Annotated in this window: 14 protein-coding genes; 10 read left to right on the top strand and 4 right to left on the bottom strand. The window is 29.5% G+C overall.

All coding sequences use genetic code 11. From position 1 onward, the window contains the following. Nucleotides 1-91 precede the first annotated feature (91 nt). From IEV10_RS05145 to IEV10_RS05160, 4 genes are all read right to left on the bottom strand, one after another. Nucleotides 92-1,495: a serine hydrolase domain-containing protein gene (locus IEV10_RS05145; RefSeq protein ID WP_188373613.1), complete on the bottom strand. Its 1,404-nt coding sequence runs from the start codon at nt 1,493-1,495 to the stop codon at nt 92-94. A 53-nt stretch (nt 1,496-1,548) separates the two neighbouring features. Beyond that, complete coding sequence (locus IEV10_RS05150; RefSeq protein ID WP_188373614.1) at nt 1,549-1,986, bottom strand: DUF1761 domain-containing protein; 438 nt, start codon at nt 1,984-1,986, stop codon at nt 1,549-1,551. A 70-nt stretch (nt 1,987-2,056) separates the two neighbouring features. Then, nucleotides 2,057-3,652, bottom strand: coding sequence for an amidohydrolase family protein (locus IEV10_RS05155; protein WP_188373615.1), 1,596 nt, complete (start codon nt 3,650-3,652; stop codon nt 2,057-2,059). An 80-nt stretch (nt 3,653-3,732) separates the two neighbouring features. Then, on the bottom strand, nt 3,733-4,239 hold the full coding sequence (locus IEV10_RS05160; RefSeq protein WP_188373616.1) for a hypothetical protein: 507 nt from the start codon (nt 4,237-4,239) through the stop codon (nt 3,733-3,735). Nucleotides 4,240-4,360: 121 nt separating this feature from the next. On the opposite strand from IEV10_RS05160, the gene IEV10_RS05165 reads away from it, so the two are divergent. From IEV10_RS05165 to IEV10_RS05210, 10 genes are all read left to right on the top strand, one after another. Next, nucleotides 4,361-5,266, top strand: coding sequence for a helix-turn-helix transcriptional regulator (locus IEV10_RS05165; protein WP_188373617.1), 906 nt, complete (start codon nt 4,361-4,363; stop codon nt 5,264-5,266). A 33-nt stretch (nt 5,267-5,299) separates the two neighbouring features. Continuing rightward, nucleotides 5,300-5,443: a hypothetical protein gene (locus IEV10_RS05170; protein ID WP_188373618.1), complete on the top strand. Its 144-nt coding sequence runs from the start codon at nt 5,300-5,302 to the stop codon at nt 5,441-5,443. A 198-nt stretch (nt 5,444-5,641) separates the two neighbouring features. Further along, a complete protein-coding gene (locus IEV10_RS05175) occupies nt 5,642-6,769 on the top strand; it encodes a hypothetical protein (protein WP_188373619.1) in 1,128 nt (375 codons plus the stop codon). A gap of 7 nt (nt 6,770-6,776) precedes the next feature. Beyond that, complete coding sequence (locus IEV10_RS05180) at nt 6,777-6,923, top strand: hypothetical protein (RefSeq protein WP_188373620.1); 147 nt, start codon at nt 6,777-6,779, stop codon at nt 6,921-6,923. A 96-nt stretch (nt 6,924-7,019) separates the two neighbouring features. Continuing rightward, on the top strand, nt 7,020-7,682 hold the full coding sequence (locus tag IEV10_RS05185; RefSeq protein WP_188373621.1) for a hypothetical protein: 663 nt from the start codon (nt 7,020-7,022) through the stop codon (nt 7,680-7,682). Beyond that, nucleotides 7,672-8,667 carry a hypothetical protein gene (locus tag IEV10_RS05190; protein ID WP_188373622.1) on the top strand — a complete coding sequence of 332 codons (996 nt, stop codon included), beginning with the start codon at nt 7,672-7,674 and terminating at the stop codon, nt 8,665-8,667. Before IEV10_RS05185 ends, IEV10_RS05190 begins: the two co-directional genes overlap by 11 nt. Continuing rightward, nucleotides 8,646-9,836 carry a hypothetical protein gene (locus tag IEV10_RS05195; RefSeq protein ID WP_188373623.1) on the top strand — a complete coding sequence of 397 codons (1,191 nt, stop codon included), beginning with the start codon at nt 8,646-8,648 and terminating at the stop codon, nt 9,834-9,836. Before IEV10_RS05190 ends, IEV10_RS05195 begins: the two co-directional genes overlap by 22 nt. Nucleotides 9,837-9,981: 145 nt before the next feature. Beyond that, nucleotides 9,982-11,280, top strand: a complete 1,299-nt coding sequence (locus IEV10_RS05200) for a TlpA family protein disulfide reductase (protein WP_188373624.1) — start codon at nt 9,982-9,984, stop codon at nt 11,278-11,280. A 160-nt stretch (nt 11,281-11,440) separates the two neighbouring features. Beyond that, complete coding sequence (locus tag IEV10_RS05205) at nt 11,441-12,298, top strand: LytTR family DNA-binding domain-containing protein (protein WP_188373625.1); 858 nt, start codon at nt 11,441-11,443, stop codon at nt 12,296-12,298. A gap of 73 nt (nt 12,299-12,371) precedes the next feature. Further along, nucleotides 12,372-13,511, top strand: a complete 1,140-nt coding sequence (locus tag IEV10_RS05210; protein ID WP_188373626.1) for a serine hydrolase domain-containing protein — start codon at nt 12,372-12,374, stop codon at nt 13,509-13,511. Nucleotides 13,512-13,704 lie beyond the last annotated feature (193 nt).

Consider the following 13,704-nt stretch of genomic DNA (forward strand, 5'->3'; position numbering starts at 1 on the left):
GATTACCTCTAAATAATCAAAAATTGGTATGTAAAGAGTAGTGATTATTGCTTGTTATTTAATGCCAGAAAGTTTTAACAATCGCAGTCATTTATTTGGAAATTTCATCACTATCTTTTTCCAACATGTAGGCATCTGTAACGCCATTGTATATCCATAGACATTTACCTTTTTCAGAAAAATCTAATTGTAAATCATAGTTTTTGGAGAAGAAATAATTGGGTTTATAGAGAAAAAGTTCTTCTAATGGCTCGTTATTGGAAAACACAAATACTCTTGCATCTTTAATGATTATTTCAAAAAAATCTTCAACATCGTCAGGATACATATATTTGCCTTTAATGAAATTATAGCTTGAGATATCTTCTATAGGAATTTCACTTCTAATTTTAGGATTATAAATCTTTTTCTCGTCCACAATAGCGCTCATGGTTCTACTAACATTAAAGACATCTGTATTTTGATGATTATTTAAAGCAATGATACTTCTATTTTTATCCAAATATCTATACATAACAGACTCAAAACCATTAGAAACTCCAGAGCAATAAGACAAAACACCGTTAGTTTTCGTTTCAACATTTAACCAACTTCCCAGTGTATATTCCGAATTAGGTAACTTACTAAGCATTAATTGGGTAGAAGACTCATTAAGTAATGTTTTATTTTTTAAGGCCAAATGATAGCTATATAAGTCTTCAACTGTTGAATAAGCTGAGGCCTGTCCTTTAAGATTGGGAGTAAAAACATATTGAGCTTCTATATTTGTATTGTAACCATCCTTTCCTTCTCCGTATTGATAACCAGAAGCAAAGTTTTCGTATGTTTCTTGAGGATTAAAAACAGCTCCAGTGTTTTTCATCTTTGCAGGAGAGAAAATGTATTTTTTGCAATACTCTTGATATGTTAACCCAGACACTTGTTCTATAATTTTGGTCAACAAGGCATACCCTCCATTAGAATATTCTTCAGAGGTTCCCGGCTCAAAAATCAGTTTTTGATTACTAATAATTTGAATTATACTATCAAAATCAAACACTCTTCTTTCATGCCAATTCTCTCTCCAACCTTGAGGAAGTCCTGAACTGTGGTTGAGTAGATGTTTAATTTGTATATTTTGAGAATTAGGAAAATCAGTTAAAAACTTGGAAAGTTTATCTTCAATAGACAGTTGACCTTTTTCATGTAATTGCAAAATAGCTACTGCAGTAAATGTTTTTGTGATTGATCCTATTTTGAATTTTGTGTCTTTATTATTTACTATTTGTTGTTCTCGATTAGCAAAGCCAAAACCTTTAGAAAAAATAACAGAATCATTTCTTGCTACTAATACAGTTCCACTATATGATGCTGTTTGTGATCTAAGATTTAGATAATCATACATTTGAAGCCTCTCTCCTTTGTATATATTTTGATTGTTTTTAGTATTAGAATTACAGTTTATCAGTAATATCGAAAATATTAATACTATAAAAATCTTAGAGTTGTAATTCATTATTTTTTGCCTTGAAAAGTTATTTAGTAGGTGTAGAGTTAGTGGAGTATAGATTATGACTCATGAGGTGTACTTTCATCAATAGCCATACTTCCAATTATTGCTCCAGCAATAATCCAAGCTATTACGATTTGAAATAATCCAACCATGTATAAAGTGAAATCGTGTAGAGGTGAAAATACATAAGGATAAGATACTAGAGGAATCCCAAAACCTATAGCCGCTTTGATGCTGGCTTTAATTCCGCCTTTAAATCCAGATAGACCTTGTAATCTAACCATTAAACCAAGTCCCCAAGAAATAAATAATGAAATCAAAATTCCGCCTAAATACCAAAGCGGACTATTATTAGCGTAATCTTCTGGTGTATATCTATGTGCTTCTACTTGAACATCACTAAACCACCAACCATACCAAACCCCTCCAAATATGCTTAGAAAAAGTGCAGATAAAATAATCGAAATTGGACGAATTTTTATTTTTTTTTTCATGAATATCTTATTTATAATTCCAATCAAAATTGAGATTATTCATTTCTACTAATGTGGTTAAAGTTGCTTTTTATTCTAAATTCTGAGCAGATAATAAAACTCTATCTATTAGTCTCCCTTTTACAATCACTGTTTCAATTGAATTATAAGCATTAATATCTTCTAAAGGGTTTTTATTCAAAATAAGCAGGTTTGCTTTTTTACCTGTTTTGATACTACCGATTTCATCAATTAAATTAAAAGCTTTAGCATTATTTATAGTCACCGCTTTAAAAATTGTTTCTAAAGAAATGCCCGCGTTATCCCAATGAGTCAATTCAAGAAAACCATTATAGCCAGGTGGATTAGTATACATGTTCATTGCCACACCGTCTGAACCAAATAACAAATTGGCATTATTATCAGATAAAAACTTAGCTATAATCTCTAATCTTTTTTTTACTGCTTCTGTTAGTTTTTGCCTCATTTCTTCATCGCTTTCAAAATTTGCCCTTGCTTGCTTGTATAATTCAGGATTAACTTTTTTAATAAAATTGATTCTATTTAAGAGCCGTTTTTTTATCCATTGGGTCTCTTCGGTGTGTAACCAGTCTATGAATATTTTCGGAAGCACATTTTTCATTTCTTCATCTCTAAGAAGGCTTTCTGTTAAAACATCATCTTCTGCAAACAGGGTTCTAAAAGTAGGCTGATAACCTATTTTTTTATTTGAAATACTTTTCAATAAATCCTGATGAGCTTTTGGTAATTTTGTGTGTTCCAGCTCTTTTGGATTTGATGTCCAGTTCCACATGCCATGAGCAATAATATCTACATCTACACTTTCAGCGAATGATTGGCCTTCAAAGGATGTGGCATGTAATATGACAGGTAAATTTTCATTATGAGCCTCATCAATGAGTTCTTTCATTATATGTTTTGTTGGTGACTCCCAGAATTTTTTAAATCCAGTGGTTTCATCTTCATATAATGTTTTTACACATATAGCATTTTCTTTACCTAGGTTCTCAATTACTTTTCTTGGTGTATGCTGCTTTAAATCTATAGAATCGGGAAACTCAACATTCTCATTGTAACTGTCATACAAAAAAGAACTTTGATATCTATGTCTTAATGGCAATTCTTCCATTTCCATCATAAAATCATTCATAACCTGAACTTGTTCTCCGCAGGTATAGATATCAGGTTTAAATGAAGCAGTGTTAATTCTATCTATAATGTTAGGAGCAAAATTATTTAGGTCTATTAGAGCAGTAAAACCATAATATAAAAAGCTTTTGGGAAGCTGTTCAAAATAAACACTAACTAATTCAGGATTGTTTTTACGCTGCTTAAAATTAAGTCCAGGTATGTTAGCTAAATGAACATGACTATCAATTAATCCAGGTATGATATATTTACCTTTAACATCTATTGTATTGTATTTACCTTTAACATCTATTGTATTGTATTTACCTTTTATTTGGGGAGCTTTTTCTCCAACATAAACTATAGAATCACTTTGAACTATAAGATGGCTCTGGTTATTTATAATTTCTCCGTGCTGATTGGCTGTTATGATGGTTGCATTTTTGAAATAAATAGCATCGTCTAATAGTAAATAACTATTTTCATGGTTGCATCCCAATAGAAGTATCCCGAAAATTAAAACTATGCATTTTTTCATATTTGTTGGATTATTTTTATAAAAAATTCTAAAACTATTCCAGGATTAGGAATTAGTTCTACGCACATTGTATCAAATCACTATTTATGCATTAAACTCTCAGGTATTTTATTATTTATAGACTCATCTTCCCAAAGTAAACTGGTAATCCACCAGCACCCTTTTTCTTTTACAAGTTGAATGCAATTGATTCCTCTAGCTTCAATTTTACCATCTTTTGAAAACTTATATTGAAAAGCACTATATACCATTGCCACACCTCCAAACCTCATTACTCTTCTTCCAATTTCTTCTTCATAAAAATCGCTTTTCTTTAAAAAAGCATCATTGTTTAAAATATATTGGTCTACCGTAAAACCATAAAAAGTTCTTTTACCATCTTGCCCCAAAATAGTAGCTCCCATTTTAGCTGATTCATGAAAAAGTGATTTGAAGCTTTCCCAATCACGTTCTCCCGCTTCTCCAGAGAGAATATCATATGTGGCATTTATGACATCATCTATAGATTGGTTATTATATATTATTTGAGAATGTGAGTCGGTTAGGCTTATTAGAATTAGCAATAGCGCTAAGGGTAGTCTTTTCATAATTATTGTTAAAGTTTTTATAATATATGTTACGAATTGTACTTTTTAGCGTTAGATAAGATTAAATAACCAAGATTATTGTATTGCATATAAATTATGTGGTCATTATTGCTTTTTATTTATGAAAACACTTAGAATATATACATATAGAGGAGAAAAGGTTAGAAATGACAAAGAAATTAAGTCTTCTAATAGTGTTGTATACTCTGAATTAAAGACTTTTGAAGCACAGTTGTATTCTGGTCATTATGGAATAAAACTACCTTTAGAAGGTAATGAAAGCTATGTCGTAAATGGTAAAAAGTTTAATGTAAAAGAAGGTCATTACCTATTAACAAATCCTGGTCTTAAAACTGAGGTGTCAGTAAACTCAAATAAACTTGTAAAAGGCATATGTATCGGGTTTACTGAAGATTTCTTAAAAAGCCTATATGCAAATATGAATTCTGATTTTAAAAGCGCTTTAGAATTAAAAGAAGATTCATCAGATTTTATGTTGGTCAGTCACAATTATGCTATTAAAAACAGCCATCTTTCTTGTTTTCTTGGAACGTTAAAATCAAATTTTATGGCTAATCATTTAACTCAGGATTATAATGAAGAACTTTTTTTCTTAGATCTTGGGGAAACACTTATTAATGATCAACTAGAACTTAGATTAAAAATTAACAATTTAAATCAAACTAAATTTTCTACTCAAGAGGAAATATATAGAAGAATTGATTTGATGAATCAATATATTCATGATAATTATTACAATAATATTTCTTTAGAAAAATTAGCTAAAATCGCTTGTTTATCTAAGTATCATGCTGTTAGGTGTTACCAAAAAATTGAAGGCATTTCTCCTTATAAAAAAATCATGAACCTTAGACTTAGCAAAGCTGAGGAGCTTTTGTTAAAGGGTTACAGTATTAACGAGGTTTCAGATTCCTGCGGATTTGCAGATTATAGAGCTTTTTCTAAATTGTTTAAAAAGGTTTATAATACAACACCTTCTAAATACAAACAAATCATTAAGCAATAATTTCCACGCATTTTTTGATGATACACTTCAATTTTGAGTATCATCAAAAAAATCACAGAAAAAGAGTTTATAGAATTATCTGGAGACGCCATAGAGTTTTCAGTAATCATAAAAAAGGAAAATGACGAAATTCAATCTTCTGTTTGCTTAAAAAAAAGCTTATTAGTTACCTGTTAGGTATTATTAGTGAAATTAAAAATAAATCATAGCTATATTATTTTAATGATTTAGAATAAATGTAATGAATGTATAGGACTAATGTTAAAACAGGATTTCCTTTTTGACTTTTAAGCAACAATTACCACATCACTATTAAAGTATTTCTTTTTTATTGTGTATTAATACTATTAAGAATTAAATATAATATAGTAAAATATGAAAAAAGCTATTTTTTTATTATTAGTGTTAATAAGCTTCAACTTACAAGCACAAGACTCAAAAGTAAGCGATATATTAAATAAACATTTTAAAGCTGTAAATCAATCCAAATTAAATAATATAAATAGCTTAAGCATAGATGGATTATTTACACAAAACGGCATAGAATTAAGCCTGAAAATATTTAAGCAACGTCCTGATAAGTGGTATCAAAAAATAGAGCTAAACGATACTAAAATGGTAGTAGTCATGAATGAAAATTCTGGTTGGGAAATCAATCAATTTTCAGGGATTATTAACCCAGTAGATTTTAATCAAGCCAAAATAAACACCTACAGCAGAAGTGCTTCAATAGATAATCAACTATGGTACTTAAAACAAAATAATGCTAAATTTAAAAATCTTGGTAATGATACTGTTAACAATAAAAAATCTATAAAACTTAAAGTTACAAATGAATTTGGAGGTGTATCGTACATTTGGATTGATACTAAAACCTATTTAATTAATCAAACTGAAGATATTGTTACAAAACAAAAGTTATTTTATGAAGAATATCAGGTTATAGATGGCATGTTATTCCCTAAAAAAGTAAACGCAGGAGCATATCAATTAGAGTTTATTAAGATTGAACTTAACCCTAAAATAGACGCCTCGCTATTTACTAAAGGAGATATAAAGTCGGTTAAAGATATTGCAAAAGCATACCTAAAGACTTTTTATAATCTCGATTATAAGAAACTAGAAACTTACTATACCGATGAGTCTTTTTGGTTCGATCCGTCAACTTCCGTGATAATACCAAACCCTCAAAAGAGTATAGGTAAGAATAAAATCATTGCTAGTTTGAAAAGTGGGTTTAATGGGGTCCAAGATGCCAAATATACTTTTGAAAAAGAGTTTTATTCTGGTTCACATGCAGCCATTTGGGGGAATTACTTTTATCGAATACCAGCTAAATATTTTCAAGGAATGAAACATTCAGATGCTATTTTTGAGTTTAATATACCTATGGTAACTAATTTGGTAATTAAAGATGGAAAGGTTTTAGAACATTTTGAGCACGCTGATTGGACAGAATGGGCAAAACAAGCGCAGACTAATGCCCAAAAGGCCAATAAATAATAGTAAAATGAATGGCTTTTCAATAGGTCTAAATGAAGGTAAAAGTAAATTCATTGAACAAACAGAAAAGTTTATTAAGTATCCTATTAATAGCTTAGTTGTGGATATCGAAGTAGCTGATTTTAATGATGATTCTAAACCAGATATCTTTTAGAGCGTTTTGGGAGTAATGATAAGTTCCTTTTAAGTAGTCCATAGTCAAGATGACTAACATTTTTTTGTTACCCTCTTATGTAAAATATAAAATTAAATGGCTCGCTTTAAAAAAATAATTTCTGCAAAGAATGTTAAGTATTTTATATTAGAAGTAGCTCTAATATTTATAGGATTAACTCTTGCTATATGGTTTAATAATTGGAATGAGAACAGAAAGACAAACATCTCCAAAGATATTGTCCTGTCAAAAATTCGAAATGAAATAAATAATAATTATCATGAAATTGAAGATAACATTCAAGATTTAGATACCGTAATTAAAACAATTGAGGATTTTAAAAGATTAAGTGGTTTAAATAATACTTTTAAAGCTTCATTAGAAGAATTAAACATATTTCAGAAAATAAATCCCAATTTTTTTACAATAAAAAAATCTAAAAAGCTCAATGAAGGCAAACTATATGAATTCAATGGTTCAATAACGTTACGTTTTGAAATAACGAATCTTAAATTTATAGCATTCGAAACAGCAAAGTCCACTAACATTTTAAGTAAGATTAAATATAATTGTCTTTATGAATTAGAAGACTTATATAGCCAAAAATATCGTATCTCCAGACTTCTTGATAAAGCGGTGGAATTACTACAAGAAGGGAAATTTCAAGAGCTAATGAGAAACTTAAAACAAGTAAATCTGTTACAAATACAATTATTAGAACAACGTATAAAATATAAAACTAATTTAAATGATTGTTAAAAGCATATTCTCCAAACCATATTATTTAATGTTATTATTAAGTATTAATCTTTATGGACAAACGGGCACTGTCGAAGCCGAGTTAGAAGAAGATTTTAAGTACGAGTTTAAATCTTTAAAAAAAGAGCATGACAAAACGGTTTTAATAGATAGTATTCATAACACCATCTATTCAAAGCCTTATGGTAAAGAAACTGCACGAGAGATGTTGCGAATTATTAAGGCAGATGGTTTTAACATTAAGTTTTCTGGTGATAAATTGTTAGAAAAGCAGCTAAATACAGAAAGTACCGACTTATTGGTAATTCACGGAATACCAAATAATAAGCTGATTTTAAATAACGAAAACAGTAATGAAACTTTATATACTTCGCCTTTAACCACAGACGAGATAGTCAACATAGGTAAGTTTGTATATAATGGTGGTGGACTATTTTTATTCCTATCTCATTTCCCAGAAGGCAGTGGTGCACTTCCTCTTTTAGAAGCCTTTGAAATAAAATTTAGAGATGGGTACGCTTTTCATTCGCAGTATCACACAAGTGAAGATGGACTTTGTGGGCACTTTATGATGAACCAGCAAAATGAAATGTTAAATACTGAACATCAAATTTTTAGTAATACCATAGATAAAAATACTATTCCTGAAAATATTCGTTTTTACTGTGGTGCAGCTGTATTTAGAAATCCTGAGGATGTTATTCTACCTTTTCCTAAAAATACTATTAATTATACACCTAAAACCAATTATCAACCCAATTCAGGTGAGATAAAATACATAGAAGAAAGTTCAAACAATTATGCAGGCATGATTGGTTTTGAATATGGAGAAGGAAGAATTGTAGTCTGCACTGATCAAGGCATTTTTAGAAGTATGAATTTAATTATTAAAGACAAAAAAATACCAGTAACTATTCATGATCCTGAAGCAGATAATGCTGGCCTATTTTTAAATATATTAAGATGGCTAACAAAACTTCAATAATGTTAGTCAAGAAGATAAAACTAATCTTAATTTGTTTGATGCTCTCTTTTGTTGCCCCAGCTCAAAATGAAGATTCATTAATGTTAAAGTTCAATGAGCTAAACAATAAATTATATAGTAGACCTGTAAATTACATTAAAGGTAACCAATTGTTATATGAGTATAAAGATTACTTTGTTCATACAAGCCTTGAATCTTTCTTTCATCAAGCTTCTGCAACTTTCTATGCTGCTTCAGGTAATCAGTTTAAGGCGAAAAAACATTATTGGTTATCAAAAGGTAAAAAAATGGACAGCTTAAAAGTGGTTTTTGGTTCTCTTGAAAACTATAGAAATATTTTCCGGTATACTGAGAATAAGAAAGTGGTAATGATCAATGAAAATCATGCGTTTCCTGAGCACAGAGTATTTACGACAAGCCTTTTGGATAGCTTATTTAAGCAAGGTTTTAGATATTTAGCATTAGAAGATTTATTAAGCGCAAAAATAATTAACCAACGCTCAACTCCATATTTATCAGATGGGCTATATATTAACGAAGTTATGTACTCCGAAATGGTTAGAAAGGCTCTGGATATTGGTTTTACCATGGTTGCATATGACAATAATGACGCTTGGGATATTAGAGAAAGGGATTCATTGGCAACTCAAGAATTGAAAAAGGTTTTTGAAAAAGACCTAAATGCGAAAATGATAATTCATTGTGGGTTTGGACATATTGATGAATCAAAAAAAGTATTAGCATCTTTCATTAAATCTAAATTGGGTATAGATCCATTAACGATTTCTCAAACTAGTCTACAACCAGTTATAGTAGAGAAATTTATTGAAGAACCTAAACTAATTTTAGGAACATTAAACCCAAAACTATTTGAAACTAAATCGGATTTTCAAGTCATTCATCCTAATTACGATTATGCCATTAGACCTGAGTATCTATTCGTTAACGAACGACAAAAAGTTCAATTAGAGTTAAACTTTGACGTTTCTGAAGAATTAATTTTAGAAGTTTATCAAAATAAACAATCAGACGGAGCAGTTCCCTATGATCGAATTATCATAGAACCTAAGACAAAAAGCATTGATATTTCTGCACCCAGAGGGCTACTCAAAATTCTATTTAAAAACCAGAATGATGAAATAGTTAAACGAATGAAAATATCTAATTAACGATTTACAACAAAATTTCCTGTTTTAACTACTTTAAAATTATAATTTCTGTGTGTATTACTAAGTTATTTGGCGTCCCTTTAATCGAGCAATAATTACCACAATTATTAATTATATTCTTAGTCTTTTTAAGAAAACTTAATTAATGAAAGGAATAAAAAACCTGGCTTTTATAATTGTATCAATAATTTCACTGGCAAGTTGTCGTCAAGAAAAAATGCAAACCACAAAGCAAGAAACAAATCTGAAAGCAACTCAAGAAACAACTGAAAAAGCTGAAGTTACTAAAGAGATAAGCGAATTAACTGCTGAGGATGTATTGACAAAGTCTATCGAAAAATGTAAATCAATTTCTTCGATTGAATACACCATTAACCAAAAAGGAGTGTCTGGCAAATATGGTTATGGACAACCTAAAATAAAAGCTACAATAATTCAGAAAAAAGAAGCTAGTGCTATAGATATTGGTTTTGATAAAGCATTTATAAAAGCATCAGGTGTTATTACCGATAACCAAAAGAAAACTCCTTTTTCATTTAGTTATGATGGGGACAATTTTATGTATAATAAAGGTAATACCAGGCAAAAAAGCGTTTCTGACCCAACAAGAAAAGTAACGATGGGGAAATTACAACAATATTTATTTATGATTCGAATTTTCCCTTTTGTAGAAGATGAACCTTATAAAATGCCAGCCAAAAGCAATGAATATGATATAAAACTCTTAGATAAAGAAGAAAAACAAGGTTTGTCTTGCTATAAAATAGAAACTTCAGTCACATTTAAAGCACCTAACGGAAAAGACTTAATTACTAAGAATATATGGTGGATTAGTGAGTTAGATTATCTACCAAGAGCTTATTCTGATGGTTTTGTATATAAAGACATTGTCTATAAAAAGATGAATGAAGCAATACCAAAATCTTTTTTTTCATTGGAAAATAAAAACACATCTATAGACTACTTAACCAGTAATCAAGTAGAAAGTGAACTTGCAAAAGCCTATTTACTTCCCGAAGGAACAATACCTTCTAGATGGTATTCAAATGACCAGTTTGGTAAGGAATATGATTCAGATAAATTAAAAGGAAAAGTAATACTTATAGATTTTTGGGGAAGTTGGTGTACACCATGCATTCTTGCAATGCCAGATATTCAAAAACTGCAAGATCATTATAAAAACAACCCGAATGTAGCCATTATTGGTATTTCGGCAGGCGAAAGAGATAAAGAAGCATCTCTTAAACTATTTAATAAAAAACGCTACAATTACGTACTTATACCTAATGGCGATAGCATTGCAAAATCTATTTATAAAGTGAAAGACTACCCATCATTATACATTTTAGACAGGCAAGGAAAAATTGTTAGCGCAGAAAAGGGCTTTACGCCTGATAGTTTTGAACGTTGGCGGGAAATTATAGATGAACAGTTAAAAATGTGATTAATATAAAATTTTGAATCATTATTTGAGTAATATTGAACGACATTTATATATTTATATAGCTTTGATAAATAATAGAAATTTCCATATTATATGATTGCTTATCCTGGCTATATAAATAGTACTTGAAAGAGAAGATAGTTAGTAATATTCAAAGTAGATGATTTCTGTAAAAAAAGCCTTTAATCAAAAAAAAGCAAGGATTTTAGAGCCAGTAATATTAGGTGTTTCAGCGAACATTTTAATAAATTTTTTATTCAATCCCACTAGTCCTGATTTCCTTTTAAAAGAGTTTATTGTTGCTATAATTTTTGCTTTTATAATAACAGAGCTCAATAGATTTATTTATTTGAAAATAGAAAATACAATTGACTGGAAATCAAGCTTCAAATCAAAATTAGTATTAAATTTTTTCACTGTCAGTACTCTTTTGATAATTATACTTAATACCATAGGTAATTTATATATATGGCTTTCTGGAGATAGTTTTCATTCCTTAGAAGAATTGTTATTGATAAATTTAATAGTCTTGAGCATAGTATTAATACTATCACTTACTAGGTGGTGTATGTTTCTTCATAATAAATGGGTATTAACTCAAAAAGATTTAACGAATAATAAAAAGGAAAATTTAAACCTAAAACAACTCATTCATAAATCTTCTAAAAAAATAAAACTCTCAAAAAGGAATTCAATATTTATGGTTGAAGCAGCTAATATTAAATTGGCTATTTTGGAATATGGCAATATAAAAATCTACGATAATAAAGACATATTAGGAGTTTTTGAAGGCTCCTTAGCCAACTTAGAATCACAATTACCAAAAGCATTTTTTTTCAAAGTATCTAGACAAGTTATTATACATAGAGAAGAAGTTAAAAAAATGTCACCATCTAATTATGGTAAAATAGAACTTGAGCTTCATAATAAATCAGCAAAAAATCCATTTGTGATGATTAGTAGATTAAAAGCCTCTAAATTTAGGCAGTGGTATTATAGCAATTCAAGTATAGATTGATAGCAGTTCGTTAATGTTATCTAACTAAAAGCAAAAATTTTCTCTTGTATGCTTTTTTTTTGAAGAAAAAATCATGAAGCATTTTACAACAAAGAAACTGGCCATAGTTTTTAGTCTAATAGTAAGCATTTCTTACACGGCATTGGCTCTCCAAACACCAAGTTCAAAACTAAATAAAATTCAATCTATAATAGATAAAGCAACTCAAGGTAAACTACAAGGTGTTTTAGTATCTATAGAAAGTCCAGAACATGGTAAGTGGATTGTTAAATCTGGTTTTGCAAATGCAGAAACTAAAACTTTAATTGATAAAAAAGCGATATTCAGCTTGGCAAGTATAGGTAAAACTTATACAGCTGTAACTGTTTTAAAGTTAGTGGAGGAAGGTAAATTGCAACTGGATGATAAAATTCAAAAATACTTACCAAAGGAGATTATAAATGGCTTGCCAAACGCTGAAAAAGTTACAGTAAAGCAATTATTAGGACATACTTCGGGCTTTTATAATTATAATGCTAACCCTGAGCTTAACGAATTATATCTTTCTGGAAGTTTAAAGCTTGATACATTATCACATATTAATGCATTAAGGAGATATGCATATGGTAAAACATATCCAAGAGCTATTTATGGTATGTATAATTATTGTAGTACCAACTATTTATTATTGGCCATGATTATGGATAACATATTGCCAGAAGGACATATAAAATTTGTTAGAGACTTATTAAAGCAGCATAATTTTAAAAACACCTATTATAAGCAATTACCTAAATTTAGTGATTTACAATACTATGGAGATATTGACTTAGATGAAAAATTAGAAAATTTAACTAAGCAAACAATAGAAACCACTAACTGGTATTGCGGTGATGATGGTATGTATGCAACTATTGATGATGCAACGAGCTTTTTGAAAAAACTTATGAAAGGCAAAATTCTAGGTAAGAAAGTACTAAAAGAAATGATGATGTGGAATGATGATAAGAATCCTGATTACGGTTTAGGGTTAATGGCAGATAAAGGATTTCCATATAAACTATCAATCGGTCATTCTGGACGAGGGATTGGAATAACGACCGATTTGTATTATTTCCCAGATAAGGAGATGACTATAGCAATATTCTGTAATACAGGTTTGCGTTCAGCGTCACCAGTATTCAAAAAGGAATATAATAAAATGAGAAACAAAATTATTAAAAGGCTCTTTTAATTTAACTATTAAGCAATAATCACTACATGCCTACTGAAACCTATTTTGGAAGTTTATGATTTGAAAAATCTTCCTAACGAAGGGGGACTAGGTATAGGTGTATCGCGTGGAGGAGCTTATTTCGCATATTTTTCTTATGAAAAATTGAAAAACCAACAATTTTTGACACATCAAAAACAATCCTTCGAGGTCA

This window comes from Winogradskyella haliclonae (assembly GCF_014635865.1).
In the GTDB taxonomy this organism is placed as follows: domain Bacteria; phylum Bacteroidota; class Bacteroidia; order Flavobacteriales; family Flavobacteriaceae; genus Winogradskyella; species Winogradskyella haliclonae.

What these genes read in the sequence shown, in the direction of transcription:
- IEV10_RS05205 (WP_188373625.1), top strand. Translation starts at nt 11,441, where the DNA reads ATGATTTCTGTAAAAAAAGCCTTTAATCAAAAAAAAGCAAGGATTTTA.
- IEV10_RS05190 (WP_188373622.1), top strand. Translation starts at nt 7,672, where the DNA reads ATGATTGTTAAAAGCATATTCTCCAAACCATATTATTTAATGTTATTA.
- IEV10_RS05155 (WP_188373615.1), bottom strand. Translation starts at nt 3,652, where the DNA reads ATGAAAAAATGCATAGTTTTAATTTTCGGGATACTTCTATTGGGATGC.
- IEV10_RS05185 (WP_188373621.1), top strand. Translation starts at nt 7,020, where the DNA reads ATGGCTCGCTTTAAAAAAATAATTTCTGCAAAGAATGTTAAGTATTTT.
- IEV10_RS05210 (WP_188373626.1), top strand. Translation starts at nt 12,372, where the DNA reads ATGAAGCATTTTACAACAAAGAAACTGGCCATAGTTTTTAGTCTAATA.
- IEV10_RS05145 (WP_188373613.1), bottom strand. Translation starts at nt 1,495, where the DNA reads ATGAATTACAACTCTAAGATTTTTATAGTATTAATATTTTCGATATTA.
- IEV10_RS05150 (WP_188373614.1), bottom strand. Translation starts at nt 1,986, where the DNA reads ATGAAAAAAAAAATAAAAATTCGTCCAATTTCGATTATTTTATCTGCA.
- IEV10_RS05165 (WP_188373617.1), top strand. Translation starts at nt 4,361, where the DNA reads ATGAAAACACTTAGAATATATACATATAGAGGAGAAAAGGTTAGAAAT.
- IEV10_RS05175 (WP_188373619.1), top strand. Translation starts at nt 5,642, where the DNA reads ATGAAAAAAGCTATTTTTTTATTATTAGTGTTAATAAGCTTCAACTTA.
- IEV10_RS05160 (WP_188373616.1), bottom strand. Translation starts at nt 4,239, where the DNA reads ATGAAAAGACTACCCTTAGCGCTATTGCTAATTCTAATAAGCCTAACC.
- IEV10_RS05200 (WP_188373624.1), top strand. Translation starts at nt 9,982, where the DNA reads ATGAAAGGAATAAAAAACCTGGCTTTTATAATTGTATCAATAATTTCA.
- IEV10_RS05180 (WP_188373620.1), top strand. Translation starts at nt 6,777, where the DNA reads ATGAATGGCTTTTCAATAGGTCTAAATGAAGGTAAAAGTAAATTCATT.
- IEV10_RS05195 (WP_188373623.1), top strand. Translation starts at nt 8,646, where the DNA reads ATGGCTAACAAAACTTCAATAATGTTAGTCAAGAAGATAAAACTAATC.